This is a genomic window from Jiangella mangrovi, from assembly GCF_014204975.1.
In the GTDB taxonomy this organism is placed as follows: domain Bacteria; phylum Actinomycetota; class Actinomycetes; order Jiangellales; family Jiangellaceae; genus Jiangella; species Jiangella mangrovi.
In genome coordinates this window covers 3,373,317-3,390,967 of the sequence record NZ_JACHMM010000001.1, presented here as the reverse complement: position 1 = coordinate 3,390,967, position 17,651 = coordinate 3,373,317, and the positions used below count along the sequence as shown (strand labels likewise).

Genomic DNA, 17,651 nt, shown 5'->3' with positions numbered 1-17,651 from the left:
GGACGTCCGTCGCGAAGCCTGTCGTGAGGGAAGGAATTCATTCCCCATTTGTCCATCTATGCGACGTATCGCGTGTTGATGTGCCAATCAACAGCATGATTCACACCCTGTCAATGGACATAAATGGGAATGAATCGACCGGCCGGCGCGGACTGGCGCGGCCCCGCCGCGACGCCCCGGGATTGTCGGGGGCGCTATGTTCCCGGTAACGTCACGGCGCCGAGACGTAGGATCATTCCGGCGTCGGCCGGGGTTCCGGCACCGTTGCCGCCGTCATGAGTTCGCGTGGGAGGAAAGATGAGCGCCGGGAGTTCGGAGGACAAGCCGAACCTGCGGTCCATCGCGTCCCTCGCCGGCGTCTCGCACATGACGGTGTCGCGCGTCCTGAACGGGCACCCCAACATCCGCCCGGCCACCCGCGAGAAGGTCCTGCGGGTCGTCGAGGAGCTGAACTACCAGCGCAACAGCGCCGCCCGCGCGCTCGCCACCCGCAAGTCGCGCCGCATCGGCGTCATCGTCGACCGGCCGGTCGAGATCGGCCCCGACAGCACGCTGCGCGCCGTCGAGCACGCCGCCCGCGAGGCCGGCTACTCCGTCGCGTCGGTCGCCGCCTCCCCCGACGACGACGGCGTCATGCCGCGCGAGGCCATGGACTACCTGACCGCGCACGGCATCGACGCGCTGTGCGTCATCGCGCCGCGCGCCTCGTCGGTCGACGTCCTGCGCGAGCTCACCGAGGGCATCCCGACGCTCATCGTCAAGGCCGACGACGACGCCAACTTCCTCACGGCGTCGGTCGACCAGCGGCTCGGCGCCACGCTCGCCGTCCAGCACCTCATCGACCTCGGGCACCGCGAGATCGTGCACGTGGCCGGCCCGCTCGACTGGCTCGACGCCCGGGCTCGTGAACGGGGCTGGCACGCCCGGCTGAAGCGGGCCGGGCTGCACATCCCGCCGGCCTTCGTCGGCAACTGGTCCGCCGACTCGGGGTACGACTTCGCCGTCGCCTTCGACGAGCTGCCGCCGTTCACGGCCATCTTCGCCGCGAACGACCAGATGGCGCTCGGCATCCTGCACGGCTTCCGCGAACGCGGCATCCGGGTCCCCGAGGACGTCAGCCTCGTCGGCTTCGACGACCTCTCGGTCTCGCGGCACTTCCTGCCGACCCTGACGACCGTGCGCCAGGACTTCCACGCCCTCGGAACGCTCGCCGTCGAGATCCTGGTGGCCGCGCTCGAGGGTGACAGCGCCGAACGGCGTTCACGGATTGCACCGGAGCTCATCATCCGCGAGTCCACCGCCAGCCCTCGCGCGATGTAGCTGTGAACAGTACAATTTCACATCTTGCGTGCCCTTCTTGTTCCCGGTAACATCTCCGCCGTTCTCCCGACATGTCCTATGTCGGCACTCACGAAACCACGCCGGAAGGCACGGGTCTCAAGGAGGAGATCGATGCGCAGCATCCCACGAGTCGCACGGGCCTTCGCGGTCACCGGGGCTCTCGCCCTCGCTCTGGCAGCGTGCGGCGGAGGCGACGACGACACCGCGAGCGGTGACGGCGGCAGCAACGAGGGCGATGGCGGCGGCGACGAGATCGTCACCGTCGGCTTCGTCGCGGTCGGCCCCGAGGGCGGCTGGCGCCAGGCCAACGAGGCGAACGTGCAGGACACGTTCACCGAGGAGGCCGGCTTCGAGCTGAAGTACGCGCCCGCCACCAACCTCGACCAGCGCTCGCAGATCGACGCGTTCACGTCGTTCGTCGACGAGGGCGTCGACGTCATCCTGCTCTCGGCGACCGAGGGCGCGGGCTGGGAAGACTCCCTGCGCCGGGCCCAGGAGGCCGAGATCCCGGTGATCCTCGTCGACCGGGGCATCGAGCCGGACGACACCAGCCTGTACGTCACCCGGATCGCGCCGGACAACTACGAGGTCAGCACCGCTGTGGCCGACTGGGCCGTCTCCGCGTTCCCGGACGGGGGCAACTACTTCGTGCTCGAGGGCCCGGCGGGTGTCTCCGTCGTCAACGAGCGCAACAAGGGCTGGGACGACACCGTCGGTTCGGTCTCGAACCTGGTGAAGGTCGGCGCACAGACCGCGAACTGGTCGACCGAAGAGGCCAAGAGCGTCTTCGAGACCGTTCTGCGGGCCAACAACAACGACATCCAGCTCGTGTTCGCACAGAACGACGAGATGGGCCTCGGCGCCGCCATCGCGGTCGAGGAGGCCGGCCTGACGCCGGGTGTCGACGTCCAGATCGCCACGATCGACGGCACGAAGCCGGCGCTGGAGGCGCTGTCCGAGGGCCGCCTGAGCTTCGTCGCCGAGTACAACCCGCTGTTCGGCGAGACCCTGCTCGAGGTCGTGGACAAGGTCCTCAACGGCGAAGAGGTCGAGCCGTACATCATCGTCCCGAGCGAGACGTTCGACTCGCCCGAGGCGGCGACGGCCGCTCTGCCGGACCGCAAGTACTGATCCGCAGCCGAGGCGGGGTCCCGGCACCACCGGGGCCCCGCATCGGCGCACCCGCACCACCGTCACACCCGCACCACCGTCCGTCCGTACCGATTCGCACCACGATGGGGGCCGCGTCAATGACCGGAGCGCCACCGATCGTCGAGATGAAGGACATCTCGATCTCGTTCCCCGGGGTCAAGGCCCTCGACGAGGTCGACTTCCGGCTGTTCCCCGGTGAGGTGCACACCCTCATGGGCGAGAACGGCGCCGGCAAGTCGACCCTGATCAAGGCGCTGACGGGGGTCTACAAGATCGACTCCGGCGAGATCCTGGTCAGTGGTGAGGAGCGCCGGTTCGGCGGTACCGCCGACGCCCAGGCCGCCGGGATCGCCACCGTGTACCAAGAGGTCAACCTCTGCGCCAACCTGTCGATCGGCGAGAACGTCATGCTGGGCCACGAGGTCCGCGGCGCGCTCGGCATCAACTGGAAGGCGACGCACCGCGCGGCCGCCGAGGTGCTGTCGACCCTCGGCCTCGAGCACCTGGACCTGCGCCGCCCGCTCTCCACGCTGTCGCTGGCCGTCCAGCAGCTCGTCGCCATCAGCCGCGCGATGATCACCAAGCCGAAGGTGCTGATCCTCGACGAGCCGACGTCCAGCCTCGACGCGAACGAGGTCGCCAACCTCTTCACCGTCATCCGGCGGCTGCGCGGCCAGGGTGTGGCGATCCTCTTCGTCACCCACTTCCTCGACCAGGTCTACGCGATCAGCGACCGCATCACGGTGCTGCGCAACGGCGCGTTCGTCGGCGAGTACCCGACCCGCGAGCTCGACCGCACCACGCTGATCTCGAAGATGATCGGCAAGGACTTCGCGACCCTGCGCTCGCTGGGCAGCGAGCGGCAGTCGCACCACTACGAGCCCCGCGGCGAGCCGCTGCTCAAGGCCGAGAACCTCGGCCGCAAGGGGTCGACGGAGCCGACGGACCTCGAGCTGCACCAGGGTGAGGTGCTGGGCCTGGCCGGCCTGCTCGGCTCCGGCCGGACGGAGCTCGCCCGGCTGCTGTACGGGGCGGACAAGCCCGACAGCGGCACGATCTGGCTGCGCGGCAAGAAGACCGACATCCACACCCCGACGTCGGCGCTGGGCCACCGCCTCGCGTTCTCCAGCGAGAACCGCCGCGACGAGGGCATCATCCGCGACCTCACCGTCCGCGAGAACCTCGTGCTCGCCGTGCAGGCCAAGCGCGGCTGGTTCCGTCCGCTCTCGCGCAAGGAGCAGGACACGCTGACCCGCAAGTACCTGACCGAGCTCAACGTGCGCCCGGCCGACCCGGAGCGCCCGATCAAGTTCCTGTCCGGCGGCAACCAGCAGAAGGTGCTGCTCGGCCGGTGGCTGGCCACCGAGCCGGACCTGCTGATCCTGGACGAGCCCACGCGCGGCATCGACGTCGGAGCGAAGGCGGAGATCCAGGCCGCCGTCGCCGAGCTGGCCGCCAAGGGCGTGGCGGTCGTGTTCATCTCCTCGGAGCTCGAGGAGGTCGTCCGCCTGAGCGACCGCATCATCGTGATGAAGGACCACCGCAAGCTCGCCGAACTCGAGAACGGCCCCCATGTGACGGCGGAGACCATCGTCGCCGTCATCGCCGACGAGGGCGACGACGAGGAAGGTGACTCGGAATGACCGACATGGCCTCGCGGATCGCCGGCAAGCGAGGGGCGATCGTACGCAACCAGGCCTTCTGGGGTGTCGTCGCCATCGTGGTGCTGCTGGCGATCAACCTCATCGCCGACCCGGGCTACCTCTCGATCGGGTACAGCGACGGGCGCCTGTCCGGCAACCTCATCGACATCCTGCGCGCCGCCGCGCCGATCCTGATGATCGCCGTCGGCATGTGTCTCGTGGTCGCCACCGGGGGCATCGACCTCTCGGTCGGCTCGATCATGGTGGTCGCCGGCGCGGTGACGATGGAGCTGTTGAGCAGCATGAACACCCCGGACTCCCTCGGGAACGCCGCGCTGACGATCGCCCTCGCGCTGGGCATCGCCACGGCGCTGGGGGCGGTGAACGGCATCCTGGTGTCCGTCGTCGGCCTGCAGCCGTTCATCAGCACGCTGGTGATGATGCTGGCCGGCCGCGGCATCGCCAAGGTCATCACCGGCGGCCAGAACACCACCGCCGACAACGAGCAGGTCGAGTGGCTGGCCAACGGGTACATCCTCGGCCTGCCGGTCGTCTTCCTGCTCTCCGTCGTCATCGTCGTGCTGGTGCTGATGCTGGTGCGCCGCAGCGCGCTCGGGCTCATGCTCGAGGCGATCGGCATGGACTCCCGGGCCAGCCGCCTGGCCGGCGTGAAGCGGCGGAACCTGCAGCTGACGGTGTACTCGGTGAGCGGCCTGCTGGCCGGCATCGCCGGCGTGTTCGCGACCGCCAGCGTCATGACGGTGGACGTCTCGCGCACCGGCTACCAGCTGGAGCTCGACGCGATCCTCGCCGTCGTCATCGGCGGGACGTCGCTGGCCGGCGGCAAGTTCTCGATCGGCGGTGCCGTCATCGGCGGCCTGCTGATCGCAACGCTGGACAAGACGGTGGTGTTCCTGGGCATCCCGGCCTCGGCCACGCCCGCCTTCAAGGCGATCGTCATCGTCGCGCTCTGCCTGCTGCAGTCCGAGCGCGTCCGCTCGCTGTTCCGACAACGCCGTGCCCTGCGGGCCCAGTCGCAGAAGGAGGCCGTCCCGGCATGACCGTCACCACTCGACCGCCGACCGGTTCCGCTCCCGGACCGGCCCCGTCCCGTCCGTCGATCTCGGACCGGCTGGGCGCCCGGCTCTCCGCGCTGCCCACCGTCGCCGCGCTGCTCATCTTCGTCGGGATGATCATCTACGGCGAGGCCGCCTACGGCCGCATCGTGCAGTTCAACACGCTGTCGAACCTGCTGGTCAATAACGCGCACCTGATCATCCTGGCCGTCGCGCTCACGTTCGTGATCCTCACCGGCGGCATCGACCTGTCCGTCGGCGCGATCATCGCCTTCAGCAGCGTCGCGGGCGTCATGCTGGCCAACGCCGGCTGGCACCCGGTGGCCGCCGTGCTGGTCATGGTGCTGATCGGCTCGGCACTGGGGCTGGTCTCCGGGGTGCTGATCCAGTACTTCGGGGTCCAACCCTTCATCGCCACACTGGCGACGATGTTCCTCGCGCGCGGGCTTGCGTCCATGCTGAGCACCGTCCCGGAGCGGCTCGCCGACGACTCCGCGATCCGCGAGCTGGCGACCCAGATCAAGATCGTCGACGGCGACAAGGTGAACGACCTCGTCATCACCCCGGGCGTCATCGCCTCGATCGTGATCGTGGCCATCGCCTTCATCGTCCTGCACCGGACCCGCTTCGGCCGCACCGTCTACGCCATCGGCGGCTCCGAGCAGTCGGCGACGCTGATGGGTCTGCCGGTCACCGTCACCAAGCTGGGCATCTACGTCATCAGCGGCACCCTGGCCGGCGTGGCCGCCGTCGTCTACACCTCGCGGCTGGGCAGCGCCCAGAACATCACCGGCATCGGCTGGGAGCTCGACGCCATCGCCGCGGTGGTCATCGGCGGCACGCTCCTCACCGGCGGGACGGGGTTCGTCCTCGGCTCCGTGGTGGGGGCGCTGGTGCTCGGCCTGATGAACGTCCTCATCACCCGCGACGGCGGCATCCGCCCGGAGATGACGACGATCATCACCGGCGGCATCCTGCTGGTGTTCGTCATCCTGCAGCGCCTCGTCGCCGCCCGGCGACGACAAGAACAGACGTAGCGTCACTCATCAGACGAAGCGGCCGGCCGGGGCGACCCGACCGGCCGCTTCGCCGTTGGAGGAGGCGCCGAGCCTCGCCGCCAGAGCTCGAGGTGACCACCGAGCAGCCGCTCGCGGACGTCGCCCGTGATCACCCAGGATCAGTGGTGCCCTGACCCCACCGATCCTGGACAGTTTCCTCGCGCGCTGGGGTCGCGGGCGCGCCACCGTGCCGAGGACGGCGCCGGCGGCGGCGCGAGGAACGTCGGCGGCACCGTCGGTGATGATGTCGGTGTAGGAGAACCGCAGGGTCTCCCCCGCCTCGAACGTCAGCTCGCCCGCTTCAGCGCGTCAGGAGCCGGCGCCGTCGAGCCAGGCGAGCACGGCCAGCACCCGGCGGTTGTCGTCGGGTGCCTGCGGCAGGTCGAGCTTGGTGAAGATGCTGTTGATGTGCTTGGTGACCGCACCCTCGGAGACGTGCAGGCGGGCGCTGATGGCGGCGTTGGAGCGGCCCTGCGCCATGAGCGTCAGCACCTCGCGCTCGCGGTCGGTGAGCCGGTCGACGGGGTCCGGGCGGTTGGTGAGCAGGCCGGCGACGACCTCGGGGTCGAGGACGGTGCCGCCCGCGGCCACCTGCCGCACGGCGCCGAGGAAACCGTCGACGTCGGCGACCCGGTCCTTGAGGAGGTAGCCGATGGAGCCCTGGCCGTCGGCGAGGAGGTCGCGGGCGTAGATCGCCTCGACGTGCTGGCTGAGGACCAGCACGGGCAGCGCGGGCCGGGACGCGCGGGCCATGGTGGCCGCCGTCAGTCCTTCGGTGGTGAAGGTGGGCGGGAGCCGGACGTCGAGGATCGCGACGTCGAAGTCGTCCTTGGCCAGCGCGGCGGCCAGCGTCGCCGCGTCCTGGACCGCGTCGACGACCTCGATGCCGTCGGACTCGAGGATGCGGGTGAGCCCGACGCGCAGCAGCGCCTGGTCCTCGGCGATCAGGGCTTTCAGCCGTTCCACGGCACCTCCAGGGTCACGGTGGTCGGGCCACCCGCGGGACTCGACACGGCCACCGTCCCGTCGAACGCGGCCAGCCGGCGGGCGATGCCGGACAGCCCGGAGCCGCGCGGGTCGGCGCCGCCGCGGCCGTCGTCGCCGACGACCAGGCGGACCCGCGCGGGCATGGTGTCGCCGGTGACCCACAGGCGGGCGGCGCCGGCGTGCTTGACGGCGTTGGCCAGGCACTCGGCGACGGCGAAGTAGAGGGCGGACTCGACCGGCGCGGGCAGGTGCTCCGGGATCCGGAGCGTCACCGTCACCGGACCCGGCAACGCGAGCGCGAGGGCCTCGACGGCGCCGGTCAGCCCGCGATCGGCCAGCGCGGGCGGGTGGATGCCGCGAACCACGGAGCGCAGGTCCTCGAGCGCGGAGACGGTGCCCTCGCGCGCCTCGCGCAGCAGCTCGGTGGCGGCCTCGGGGTCGGTCCTCATGAGCCGTTCGGCCAGGCCGACGTTCATGGCGACCGCGGCGATGCGGGCCTGGGCGCCGTCGTGCAGGTCGCGCTCGATGCGGCGCACCTCGGCGGCGGAGTGGTCGATCAGCTCGGCGCGGGTCTTCTCGACCTCGGCGACCCGCTCGGTCAGCCGCCGGGTCATCGAGTGGCCGAGGATCGCGGCGTCGGCGAGCGCCCGCACCCGGACCAGCCACGGCGTGCCCACCCACCAGAGCACCAGCATCGGCACGGCCAGGACGGTCAGCACCGACCACACCGGCCCGCCGTCGGTGAGCAGCAGCGTCCCGTACGTCGGCAACGCCGTCAGCAGCCCGACGGGGAGCAGCGAGAGCGCCAGCCCGCCCGTGCCGGCGAACCCCAGCAGCGCGAGGTCGCGCCAGCCCGCGGGGTCGCGCAGCCAGGCCGTGATCAGCCGCACCGGCGACGGACGCGCGCCACCGGCGTCGACGGAGCGCGCCGGGAGGTCGACGTCCAGCACGCCCTCGGCGAGGGTGCGCAGCACCCCGACCACCGTCGCCGTCCCGTACAGGACGATCAGCGCGATCCACAGCCCGATGCCGATGACGCTGAGCGGGACCGCGACGATCGCGAGGATCAGCAGGATCCAGGCGGGGACGGCGAGCGCAGCGGTCCCGGTGGCGACGCCGGTCAGGCGCAGCCGCTCGCGGACCGTCGGGCCGTCGATCGCTCGGTCCACGTGCTGCTCGCCTCCCCGGTACGCCGTCGGCACTACGCGATCGCGCCGGTGCGGCCGCGGCCCGGCACTCGATGGTAGGACTCGTTGACCCACCACAGCGCCGCGACGACACCCGCGCCGCCCACCGACGAGTACAGCCACCACGGCACGTCCAGCCCGCCGGTGCCCACGCCGATCGCCAGCCAGACGACGATCTGCACCGCCGTCATGACGATCCAGACCACCGACGCGACCCGCAGCGCCGTCGTCACACCCCACGGCGGGACGCCCGCACCGAGGCCCTCCAGCGTGAGGTAGAGGTCGTTGCGGGTGACGGCCTCGTCGACCGCGGCACTGCGCGAGCGCCGCTCGTCCTCCGCCAGTCCCGAGCCGCCCTGCCCGGCCAGGACGGCCAGCGCGCGGGCCCTGTCCTCGGCGCTCGCGGGCACCGTGTCCGGCCAGAGGAGCCGCCGCAGCAGACCGTTGAGTTCCATCGTGTTCTCCCTCGTCGATTCGGTGGTTCGTTCGATGGCTTCGACGCTACGGAGCGGCGGCCTCGGGCTCGATCCGGTTGTCTCCCGAGCCGGGGTGGACTTTCCTCCACCCCAGCTCGGGAGACAGCTTCATCGCCCCTGACCTGCGGCGATCCGTAGCGTCGTGGCCATCGGAACCACGAATGGACGGAGATCACGATGGATGCCATGGCCGTGCAGGTACGCCGGCTCGTCCGGGTCTACGGGGACCACCAGCTGGGCGTGCGCGCCCTCGACGGCGTCGACCTCGGGTTCGCCCGCGGGTCCTTCACCGCGGTGATGGGGCCCTCCGGGTCGGGCAAGTCGACGCTGCTGTCGTGCGTCGCGGGCCTGGACCGCCCGACCGAGGGCGAGATCCTGGTCGACGGCGAGAACGTCACCTTCTGGAACGAGGAAGCCCGCACCCAGCTGCGGCGCGAGCGCATCGGCTTCGTCTTCCAGAGCTTCCACCTCATGCCGTACCTGACGGCGGCGCAGAACGTCGCGCTGCCGCTGCGGCTGGCCGGGCGCAAGGCTGACCCTCGCCTGGTGCGGACGTTGCTGGAGCACGTCGGCCTGGCCGAGCGGGCCGGGCACCTGCCCGCCGAGCTCTCCGGCGGCCAGCAGCAGCGGGTCGCCATCGCGCGGGCGTTCGTCACCTCGCCGGCCGTCGTGCTCGCCGACGAGCCGACCGGCGCGCTGGACTCCGCCACCGCGAAGGACATCCTGCGGCTGCTGCGGGGCGCCGCCAGCGACCTCGGCCAGACGATCGTCATGGTGACGCACGACCCGGTCGCGGCCTCGTACGCCGACCGCGTCGTCTTCCTCGTCGACGGCCGGATCGCCGGGCAGATGGAGCACCCCACCGTCGACGCCGTGGCGGGCCAGTTGGCCCACCTCGACCAGCTCGTCGCGACCGGCGCGGCGGTGACCCGATGAGCGCGGCGAGGACGGCGGAACGTCCCAGCAAGCGGGCCCGCAACGCGGCCGTCGGGCTGACGCCGTCGGCCCCCGGTGCCGGGAAGAGGTCGCGGGTACCCGACGACGGCCGCCTGGGCCGGGTGGGCTGGCTGGCGCGGCCGTCGCTGCGGCACCGGCCAACGGCGTTCCTGGCCGGCGCGCTGACGGTGTTCCTGAGCACCGCCGTCGTCGGCCCGTTCGCCGCGATGATCGAGACCGCGCTGCACAGCGGCGGCGAGGACCGGCTGGCACTGCTCATCATGGGCGGCGTGGTCGGCGGCTGGGGCCTGGTGATCGTGCTGTTCTCGCTGGCGTCGGCCGTGGGGATCACCGTGCGGCAGCGCACCGAGGAGGTCGTGCTGCTGCGCACCATCGGCGCGGCAGGGAGCCAGGTGCGGGCGCTGGTGCGCGGCGAGACGCTGGTCATGGCGGCGGTGGCCGCCGCGCTGGGCGCCGTCCCAGCCTGGTTCGGCGCCCGCGCGCTGCTCGACGCGCTCCGCTCCGGCGGACTGGTCAGCGGCGATGTGCGCTTCCGCGGCGGCGGGCTCGCCCTGCTCGCGACCGTCGTCGCGATCGTTCTCGTGGCCCGCCTGGCCGCCGCGGTCGCCGTCGCCCGGGCCAGCCGGGCCCCGGTGCGCGAGGCGCGGGCCGCTCAGGCGCTCGCGACCCCGCTGCCGCGCTGGCGGCGGCTGGTCGCCGCGGCCCTCGTGCTGTACGGCGTCGGGTTCGGCGTCGTGACGATGACCGTCACCGGCCGCTCCGACGAGCCGTACGACGCCATGATGACCGCCGGCAACGCCTGCCTGCTGGTCAGCATCGGGCTGGCGGTGGTGGCGCCGCGGCTGCTGCAGCGCTTCGCCGTCGTGCTGCACCGGCGCTTCGGCCGCGGCGCCGCCAGCGAGCTCGCGCTGTCGAACGCGGCACGCCGCTCGCACCTCCTGAGCGCCACGCTGGCACCGGTGATCGTGCTGGCCGGCAGCTCGATCGGGACCCTCATGCTGGTCGACGTCGACGTGCGGTCCATGGCCGCGGCCGGCGGGGCGGACCGGGTGACGAACCTGCTCAACGTCGTGGTCGTCGTGATGATCTCGCTGTTCGCCGCGATCATGGTCATCAACGCGTGGGTGGCCGTGGTGGCCGACCGCCGGGCCGAGCTGCGGCGGTTGTGGCTGGTCGGGGCGGCGCCGAGCACCGTACGCCGGTCCGTCGTCGTCGAGGGGCTGGTGACCGGCGTCCTGGGCGCCGGGCTGGGCATCGCGGCCGCGGCGACCACCGTCGTGCCGTTCTCGTGGGCCCGCGGTGAAGGCCTGGTGCCCGACGGCGGCCTCTGGCTGGTCCCGGCCCTCGCGGCCGCCGCTGTCGCCGTCGCCGTCCTGTCCGCGACGGCCGCCGCCCGGCGGGTGCGGTTCCAATCCGCCTGATTCGATTGTGCAACCCCCACCCACCAGGCAGGATGACAGTCGTGAATGCCACGCGTTGGCGGGGTGGGGGCGTAACGCTCTTCGTGGTCGCGTTCACCGCACTCCTCGCCGCGGCACCGGCCCAGGCCGAGCCGCCCTTCAACGTTCCGGGAATGATCACGGACCGGGCCGGTGCCCTGTCCGGCGCCGACGAGTCCCGCATCCAAGACTCCTTCGACCGGCTGACCGACGAGTCCGGCCTGCAGATGTTCGTCGTCTACGTCGACAGCTTCGACGGCGTCGACGGCCAGGACTGGGCGAACGAGACGGCGTCGATCTCCGGGCTCGGCACCGACGACATCCTGCTCGCCGTCGCTCTGCGGGACCGGTCCTTCGCGATCTCCGTCGACGACGGGCTGAACCTGACCGACGAGCAGCTCGACGACGTCCGGCAGAACGACATCCGCCCGGAGCTGAGCGACGAGGACTGGGCCGGCGCCGCCATCGCCGGCGCCGACGGGTACCGCGAGGCCGCCACCGGCTCCGGCGGCGGCTCGGCCACCCCGTGGGTGGTCGGCGGCATCGCGGTGGTCGGCGCGGGAGCCGCGGGCTGGTGGGTGCTGCGCCGTCGTCGGCAGGGCGGTGTCGCCGTCGGGCCGGACGGGCAGCCGCTCGACGAGCTGGCCGGGCTGTCGCTCGACGATCTCGACAAGCGGGCCAGTGCCGCGCTGGTCGAGATCGACGACGCGCTCAAGACCTCCGAGCAGGAGCTCGGGTTCGCCCAGGCGCAGTTCGGCACCGAGGCGACGACGGAGTTCAGCGCGCTGCTGGAACAGGCGAAGCAGCAGGTCGCCCAGGCGTTCACGCTGCGCCAGCGCCTCGACGACTCCGAGCCCGAGACCGAGCAGCAGGCCCGGGCCATGACCCGGCAGATCATCGTGACCTGCGGCGAGGTCAGCGACGCCCTCGACGCTCAGGCGGCGGCGTTCGACGAGCTGCGCGACCTGCACGCCCGCGTCCCCGAGGTGCTCGACGAGACCGCCCAGCGCGCCGCCGAGGTCGAGCAGCGGGTCGCGACGGCGCGCACCCAGCTCGAGCAGCTCGCGCTGTCCTACCCGCCGGCCGCTCTGGCGTCGGTGAGCGGCAACCCTGACCAGGCCGCCCGGTTGCTGACGGCGGCCCGCGAGGCGGTCGCGGCCGGTCAGGCCTCACTGCAGGGCGACGACCGGTCCGCCGCCGTCGTCCAGGCCCGGGCGGCCGAGGACGCCGTCGGCCAGGCGGCCAAGCTGCTCGACGCCGTCGCCGGGGCCAAGGACGAGCTCGAGACCGCCGGCCAGCGCATCGGCACGGCCATCGAGTCGGTGTCGCTCGACATCGCCGACGCCGCCCGGCTGGCGCCGTCGGACCCCGCCATCACCGCCGCGAGCGCGACGGCGCAGCAGGCGGTGACCGCGGGACGCGGCACCGCCGGCGGGCAGGGCGACCCGCTGGCCGCACTGCGGCAGCTGGCCGAGGCCGAGACCGCGCTGGACGACCTGCTCGCCCCGGTGCGGGCGGCCGCCGAAGAGGCCGAGCGCGCCCGGATCGCCCTGCAGGAGACCCTCGGCCGTGTGACGTCGCAGGTCAGCGCCGTCAACGACTTCATCGAGACGCGGCGCGGCGCCGTCGGCACCGAGGCCCGGACCCGCCTCTCCGAGGCGGCGCGGCACCTCGCGCAGAGCCAGTCGCTCGCGCCGTCGGACCCCGCTGCCGCCCTCGACGCCGTCCGCCGCGCCGACGAGCTGTCGCGGCAGGCCCAGCAGCTGGCCGAGCGGGACGTCCAGGAGTGGGAGCGCCAGCAGAACGCCGCACGCGGCGGCGGGGGCGGCGACCTCACCTCGATGATCCTCGGCGGCATCCTCATCAACCAGATGGGCCGCGGCGGCGGGATGTTCGGCGGCGGTGGTGGCGGTTTCGGCGGCGGTGGCAGCTTCGGCGGGGGTGGCCGCTCGGGCGGCGGCTTCGGCGGCGGCGGGTCCCGCGGTGGCGGCGGCCGGTCGCCGGGCAGTTTCGGCGGGGGCGGCACCCGTGGCCGCCGGGGAGGCGGTGGGCGCTTCTGACCCTGCACGATCCACCACGACAATCCGATTCGCGGCTCCACGGGGGGCCAGGAGCGAAGGGCGATACCCATGGCTGAGAAGCAATCGATCCTCGGACGCATCTCGCAGCTGGCGAAGGCCAACATCAACTCGCTGCTCGACCGCGCCGAAGACCCTGAGACGATGCTCGACCAGATGGTCCGGGACTACACCGACAACATCGCCGAGGCCGAGCAGGCCGTCGCGCAGACCATCGGCAACCTGCGGCTGGCCGAGCAGGACCACGCCGAGGACGTCCGGGCGGCCGCCGACTGGGGCAACAAGGCACTCGCCGCCTCGCAGCGGGCCGACCAGCTCCGGACGACCGGCAACACCGTCGACGCCGACAAGTTCGACAACCTCGCCAAGGTCGCCATCGGCAAGCAGATGAGCTTCGAGAGCGAGGCCAGGACGGCCGAGCCCATGATCACGTCGCAGCGCGAGGTGGTCGAGAAGCTCAAGGCCGGCCTGGCCGGCATGAAGGACAAGCTCGCCGACCTCAAGAACAAGCGCGACGAGCTGGTGGCGCGGGCCAAGAGCGCCCAGGCGCAGGCCCAGGTCCAGGACGCGGTGCAGTCCATCGACATTTTCGACCCGACGAGCGAGGTCTCCCGCTTCGAGGAGAAGGTGCGGCGCGAGGAGGCCAAGGTCGCCGGCGCCGCCGAACTCGCCGCCTCGTCCATCGACATGCAGTTCGAGGAACTCGAGGACGCCTCGGCCAACATCGAGATCGAGGCCCGGCTGGCCGAGCTCAAGGGCGCCGGCCAGGCGCCGGCCATCGGCAGCTGACGCCTGGGCGGTCACTCATCCCGATGGGGGTGCGTTTGGTGGTGCCATAGCACCACCAAACGCACCCCCATCGTCGTCACATGGGTCCGGCCGCTTCGGCCGTTGCTAGTCGAGAGCGGCCCGCAGCGCGGACGGCCCGCCCACGACGGGGAGTTCGATGCGGCTGCCCAGGAGGTCGATCTCGATCGGGTTGCCGGTGCTCGGGTGCCGGTTGGACACCAGGCCGGTCTCCGGGCCGGCGATCACGACGCCGATGCGGTGGCCCGCCTCGAACACGTAGTCGTGGTGCTGCAGGTCGAACCGCAGCCGGTAGCTCGTGCCGGGTTCGAGCGCGTCGACGCCGGCCTGGAAGGCCGGGTAGGACCAGCCGCGCGACACCACCTCGTACGGGGCGACGTGGGTGCGCGGGCCGACGTCGGCGTAGCAGCCGGTGTCGGCGGCGTTGCCCGCGCCGAAGCAGGTCTGCGTCGTCAGGTTGATGAGCCCGCCGTCGTTGGTGTGCTGCAGTCGTTCGGCCTCGCCGTAGTCGACCAGGAGCACGGTGAGCGTCGCGTTGGGTCCGGCGAAGGTCGCGTCGACGGTCACCGACGCCTCGCCGCTGATCCGCACCGGCTCGGACAGCACGGGGCTCTGGTAGACCAGGCGGCGGGGGTCGGCGGTGGTCGGGGCGGCCGCCATCTGGGTGACGCTGCGTCGGGTCTCGGTGAAGGTGGCGGTGCGGTCGCGGACGGAGTTGCGCGGGTCCGGCTGCAGCGTCCCCTGCGGCGGGTCGCCGGCGTCGCGCGGGTTGCCGAACCACAGCGGCGCGGACGAGCCGACCGGCCAGTCGTCGTGGGTGGTCCACTCGCCGGGGCCGCGCTGGATGTCGACCATGGGCTCGTCCATGATCCCGTTGTCGATCCCCTGCAGCCAGTGGTCCATCCAGCGGTGCAGGGTGCTGACCCACTCCGTCCGCCGGAAGTCGAACGGCTCCTCGTGGGCGGTCTGCGACAGCCACATCTTGCGCGGCACGTCGTTCGCCTCGAGAGCCTCCCACCAGCGACCGAAGTTGACCGGCGGCACGGTGTAGTCGTTCATCGCGCTGACGACGAAGACGCTGGCCTCGACATCGGCGGCGTCCTTGACGAAGTTGCGCGTCTGCCAGAAGTCGGTGCTCGGGTCCGGATCGACCTCCTCCGCGGCCAGCTCGGCCCGGACGGTGTCGCACTCCTGGGCCATCGCGGGGTTGTCGCTGTGCCGGTCGTGCCACAGCGTCGGCGTGCCGCCGTGGCGCGCGCCGTTGGCCCAGAAGTCGGTGTGCCAGTCGCTCAGCGCGACCAGCGGCACGATCGTGGCCAGCCCTTCGGTGCCGCGGGAGGCGACGGCGTTGGGCACCGTGCCGTCCCACGACTTCCCGATCATGCCGGCCTTGCTGTTCGACCAGTCGGCGCTGACCGCGTCGCCGTCCAGGTCGACGGCGTGACCTTGGCCGGCCAGCCACTCGACGACGGCCGCGAGGCCCTCGGTCTCCGCCGGGCCGCCGACGTCGGCACACCCCGTCGAGGCGCGGCTGCCGGTCAGGTCGACCAGCGCGACGGCGTAGCCACGTGGCACGAAGTAGTTGTCGTAATAGCGCGGGAAGAAGTCGAGCGGCGCCCCGGGCGGCGGCTTGATCTCGCCGTGCCGGTTGTTGCTGAAGTCGTTCCAGCCCGCGAAGTACGGGCTGGTGTGGATGATCGTCGGCACCTTCAGGTCACCGTCGGAGGCGGCCGGGCGGATGATGTCGACGTAGATCATGTCCGGCTCGCCGCTGTCCTGGCTGCTCACCGGCGACTGGACGCGGACCACCTCACGAACGGCGTCGTCGTAGGAAAACACCGGCTGGGTCACCCCGTCCTCGACCACGATCCGGTCGGGCTCCTCCGGCTGCGCGGTCGCCTGCACCGTCGCCGTCGGGGCGAGCAGCGCGAGCGCCGTCAGCACCCCGAGCCCCACCGATCGACGCGACGGTCTCCGGCCCGTGACCCACATCGCTACTCCTCTCGACTGCCCCAGTGCAGTTCCGGACTGCAGAGCGCCACGGTAGGCAACGGCGACCGCATGCGTCACCGCGCAAGTGTCGGGAGGCGGGACCGGAGCGTCAGACACCCGTCGAGTGGCGGGCCCGGTGGCGCCGGCTCACCGCCAACAGGAGTCCCGCGCCCACGACGGCGGCAGCGACGACCGTGAGCCGGCCCGGCCCGGCGTCGAGCACCCAGCCGCTGACGGTCCCCTGCACCGCCAGCGCGGCGTCGATGACGGGGTCGCCCGGGTCGCCGCCCCCGTTCACCCGCAGCTCGTAGGAACCGTAGTAGGCGACGTACGCACCGGCGAGGACGAGCAGCGCCCCGCTCGCCCGCGACACGTACGGCAGCAGCCCGCGGGTCCGGCGCACGAGCGAGTCGCCGCCCAACGCGACGGCGACGGCCAGGACGCCGACCACGAGGCCCATCCCCACGGCGTACGCGACGAAGGCGGCCAGCCCGCCGGCCACGCCCGACGAGCGGAAGGTCGACGTGGCCATCGCGAGGAAGGGCGCGACGGTGCACGAGAGGCTGGCGACGGCGTAGGCGACGCCGTAGCCGGCCATCGACCACACCGAGGACGCCGGCGCGGCCCCGGCGATGCGCGGCGCCCGGACCGGCAGCTCGCGGCCCGCGAGCAGCCAGCCGCCGAGCCCGATCAGCGCGACCCCGATGACCACGGTGGCCCAGGGCAGGAGTCGCTCGACGGACACCGCCGCCGGGACCACGACCAGGCCGAACGCGCCGAACACGGCCACGAAGCCGGCCGTCATCGCCGCCGTCATGACCCCGGCCCGGCGCAGCGCGACGGCAGCGCCCGGCGGCCCGCCCTGCGCCACCAGCAACGTGAGGTAGGTCGGCAGCAGCGCGAAACCGCACGGGTTCAGCGCCGCCACCGACCCCAGCAGCAGCGCGAACTCCACCGGCACCCCGCCCATGCTCAGCCCGCCGCCAGCCGCTCGACCGCGGCCACGATCTCGTCCTCGTCGAGCGGCCCGCGCAGCACCTCGACGGTGCCGTCGGCCGACACGAGCCCGAGGTCGTACTGCTGTGTCACCTCGAACCTGCTGTAGACCTCGCCCTCGCGGTCGTCGAGGTGCACGATGCCCTCGACGCCGCCGTCGCTGACGAACTCCTCGATGGCCGCGAGATCGCCGGACAGTCCGGCCACGCCGACGAAGGTCACCCGGTCCTCGTACCGCGACGCGAGGTCGGCGACGAGGGGCGCCTCGCGCCGGCACACCGGGCACCAGGGCGCCCAGAACCACAGCACGGCGGGCCGCCCCGCCAGGCTCGCCCCCTCGAACGTGCCGCCGCCGACGGTGGGAGCCGTGAAGTCCAGCTCCTCGGGCACGACGACCGTCGCCACCGGCGACGGAGACGGCGACGACGGTGCGGCCGACGACGGTGCGGCCGACGGCGTCAT

15 protein-coding genes are annotated in these 17,651 nt (G+C 72.2%); 9 read left to right on the top strand and 6 right to left on the bottom strand.

Going from position 1 to position 17,651, the window contains the following annotated elements; all coding sequences use genetic code 11:
* Nucleotides 1-297: 297 nt before the first annotated feature.
* The 5 genes from HD601_RS15685 to HD601_RS15665 all read left to right on the top strand — a co-directional run bounded on the left by HD601_RS15685 (nt 298) and on the right by HD601_RS15665 (nt 6,249).
* Nucleotides 298-1,320, top strand: a complete 1,023-nt coding sequence (locus HD601_RS15685) for a LacI family DNA-binding transcriptional regulator (RefSeq protein WP_184823322.1) — start codon at nt 298-300, stop codon at nt 1,318-1,320.
* Nucleotides 1,321-1,452: 132 nt separating this feature from the next.
* Nucleotides 1,453-2,472, top strand: coding sequence for an ABC transporter substrate-binding protein (locus HD601_RS15680; protein ID WP_184823320.1), 1,020 nt, complete (start codon nt 1,453-1,455; stop codon nt 2,470-2,472).
* Between the two features lie 119 nt (nt 2,473-2,591).
* Nucleotides 2,592-4,136 (top strand): sugar ABC transporter ATP-binding protein, encoded by a 1,545-nt coding sequence (locus HD601_RS15675; RefSeq protein WP_184823318.1) that lies wholly within the window; start codon nt 2,592-2,594, stop codon nt 4,134-4,136.
* A complete protein-coding gene (locus tag HD601_RS15670) occupies nt 4,133-5,197 on the top strand; it encodes an ABC transporter permease (RefSeq protein WP_184823316.1) in 1,065 nt (354 codons plus the stop codon). Before HD601_RS15675 ends, HD601_RS15670 begins: the two co-directional genes overlap by 4 nt.
* A complete protein-coding gene (locus tag HD601_RS15665) occupies nt 5,194-6,249 on the top strand; it encodes an ABC transporter permease (RefSeq protein ID WP_184823314.1) in 1,056 nt (351 codons plus the stop codon). Before HD601_RS15670 ends, HD601_RS15665 begins: the two co-directional genes overlap by 4 nt.
* 330 nt (nt 6,250-6,579) lie before the next feature.
* Here the strand turns inward: HD601_RS15665 and HD601_RS15660 are convergent, their stop codons facing one another.
* From HD601_RS15660 to HD601_RS15650, 3 genes are read right to left on the bottom strand one after another with little or no spacing between them, the layout of a single operon-like run.
* The gene (locus HD601_RS15660; RefSeq protein ID WP_184829918.1) at nt 6,580-7,227 is read right to left on the bottom strand and encodes a response regulator; all 648 of its coding nucleotides are present in this window, start codon (nt 7,225-7,227) and stop codon (nt 6,580-6,582) included.
* Nucleotides 7,224-8,426 (bottom strand): histidine kinase, encoded by a 1,203-nt coding sequence (locus HD601_RS35765; RefSeq protein WP_184823313.1) that lies wholly within the window; start codon nt 8,424-8,426, stop codon nt 7,224-7,226. The genes HD601_RS15660 and HD601_RS35765 overlap by 4 nt, the downstream gene beginning before the upstream one ends.
* A gap of 32 nt (nt 8,427-8,458) precedes the next feature.
* Nucleotides 8,459-8,899: a hypothetical protein gene (locus tag HD601_RS15650; protein WP_184823311.1), complete on the bottom strand. Its 441-nt coding sequence runs from the start codon at nt 8,897-8,899 to the stop codon at nt 8,459-8,461.
* Between the two features lie 207 nt (nt 8,900-9,106).
* Here HD601_RS15650 and HD601_RS15645 point away from each other — a divergent pair, with 207 nt between their 5' ends.
* The 4 genes from HD601_RS15645 to HD601_RS15630 all read left to right on the top strand — a co-directional run bounded on the left by HD601_RS15645 (nt 9,107) and on the right by HD601_RS15630 (nt 14,183).
* A complete protein-coding gene (locus tag HD601_RS15645) occupies nt 9,107-9,856 on the top strand; it encodes an ABC transporter ATP-binding protein (protein WP_221441021.1) in 750 nt (249 codons plus the stop codon).
* Nucleotides 9,853-11,298: an FtsX-like permease family protein gene (locus HD601_RS15640; RefSeq protein WP_184823308.1), complete on the top strand. Its 1,446-nt coding sequence runs from the start codon at nt 9,853-9,855 to the stop codon at nt 11,296-11,298. Before HD601_RS15645 ends, HD601_RS15640 begins: the two co-directional genes overlap by 4 nt.
* 41 nt (nt 11,299-11,339) lie before the next feature.
* Nucleotides 11,340-13,376, top strand: coding sequence for a TPM domain-containing protein (locus HD601_RS15635; protein ID WP_184823305.1), 2,037 nt, complete (start codon nt 11,340-11,342; stop codon nt 13,374-13,376).
* A gap of 69 nt (nt 13,377-13,445) precedes the next feature.
* Nucleotides 13,446-14,183 carry a PspA/IM30 family protein gene (locus HD601_RS15630; RefSeq protein ID WP_184823303.1) on the top strand — a complete coding sequence of 246 codons (738 nt, stop codon included), beginning with the start codon at nt 13,446-13,448 and terminating at the stop codon, nt 14,181-14,183.
* Nucleotides 14,184-14,288: 105 nt separating this feature from the next.
* Here the strand turns inward: HD601_RS15630 and HD601_RS15625 are convergent, their stop codons facing one another.
* The 3 genes from HD601_RS15625 to HD601_RS36270 all read right to left on the bottom strand — a co-directional run bounded on the left by HD601_RS15625 (nt 14,289) and on the right by HD601_RS36270 (nt 17,651).
* Nucleotides 14,289-16,157, bottom strand: a complete 1,869-nt coding sequence (locus HD601_RS15625) for a CocE/NonD family hydrolase (protein ID WP_184823301.1) — start codon at nt 16,155-16,157, stop codon at nt 14,289-14,291.
* 145 nt (nt 16,158-16,302) lie between these two features.
* Complete coding sequence (locus HD601_RS15620) at nt 16,303-17,163, bottom strand: cytochrome c biogenesis CcdA family protein (protein WP_184823299.1); 861 nt, start codon at nt 17,161-17,163, stop codon at nt 16,303-16,305.
* 2 nt (nt 17,164-17,165) lie between these two features.
* On the bottom strand, nt 17,166-17,651 hold the full coding sequence (locus HD601_RS36270; RefSeq protein ID WP_425503485.1) for a redoxin domain-containing protein: 486 nt from the start codon (nt 17,649-17,651) through the stop codon (nt 17,166-17,168).

Bases quoted from the DNA above. Each gene is read 5' to 3' on its own strand.
- HD601_RS15685 (WP_184823322.1), top strand. From the start codon at position 298: ATGAGCGCCGGGAGTTCGGAGGACAAGCCGAACCTGCGGTCCATCGCG.
- HD601_RS15680 (WP_184823320.1), top strand. From the start codon at position 1,453: ATGCGCAGCATCCCACGAGTCGCACGGGCCTTCGCGGTCACCGGGGCT.
- HD601_RS15675 (WP_184823318.1), top strand. From the start codon at position 2,592: ATGACCGGAGCGCCACCGATCGTCGAGATGAAGGACATCTCGATCTCG.
- HD601_RS15670 (WP_184823316.1), top strand. From the start codon at position 4,133: ATGACCGACATGGCCTCGCGGATCGCCGGCAAGCGAGGGGCGATCGTA.
- HD601_RS15665 (WP_184823314.1), top strand. From the start codon at position 5,194: ATGACCGTCACCACTCGACCGCCGACCGGTTCCGCTCCCGGACCGGCC.
- HD601_RS15650 (WP_184823311.1), bottom strand. From the start codon at position 8,899: ATGGAACTCAACGGTCTGCTGCGGCGGCTCCTCTGGCCGGACACGGTG.
- HD601_RS15645 (WP_221441021.1), top strand. From the start codon at position 9,107: ATGGCCGTGCAGGTACGCCGGCTCGTCCGGGTCTACGGGGACCACCAG.
- HD601_RS15640 (WP_184823308.1), top strand. From the start codon at position 9,853: ATGAGCGCGGCGAGGACGGCGGAACGTCCCAGCAAGCGGGCCCGCAAC.
- HD601_RS15630 (WP_184823303.1), top strand. From the start codon at position 13,446: ATGGCTGAGAAGCAATCGATCCTCGGACGCATCTCGCAGCTGGCGAAG.
- HD601_RS15620 (WP_184823299.1), bottom strand. From the start codon at position 17,163: ATGGGCGGGGTGCCGGTGGAGTTCGCGCTGCTGCTGGGGTCGGTGGCG.
- HD601_RS36270 (WP_425503485.1), bottom strand. From the start codon at position 17,651: ATGACGCCGTCGGCCGCACCGTCGTCGGCCGCACCGTCGTCGCCGTCT.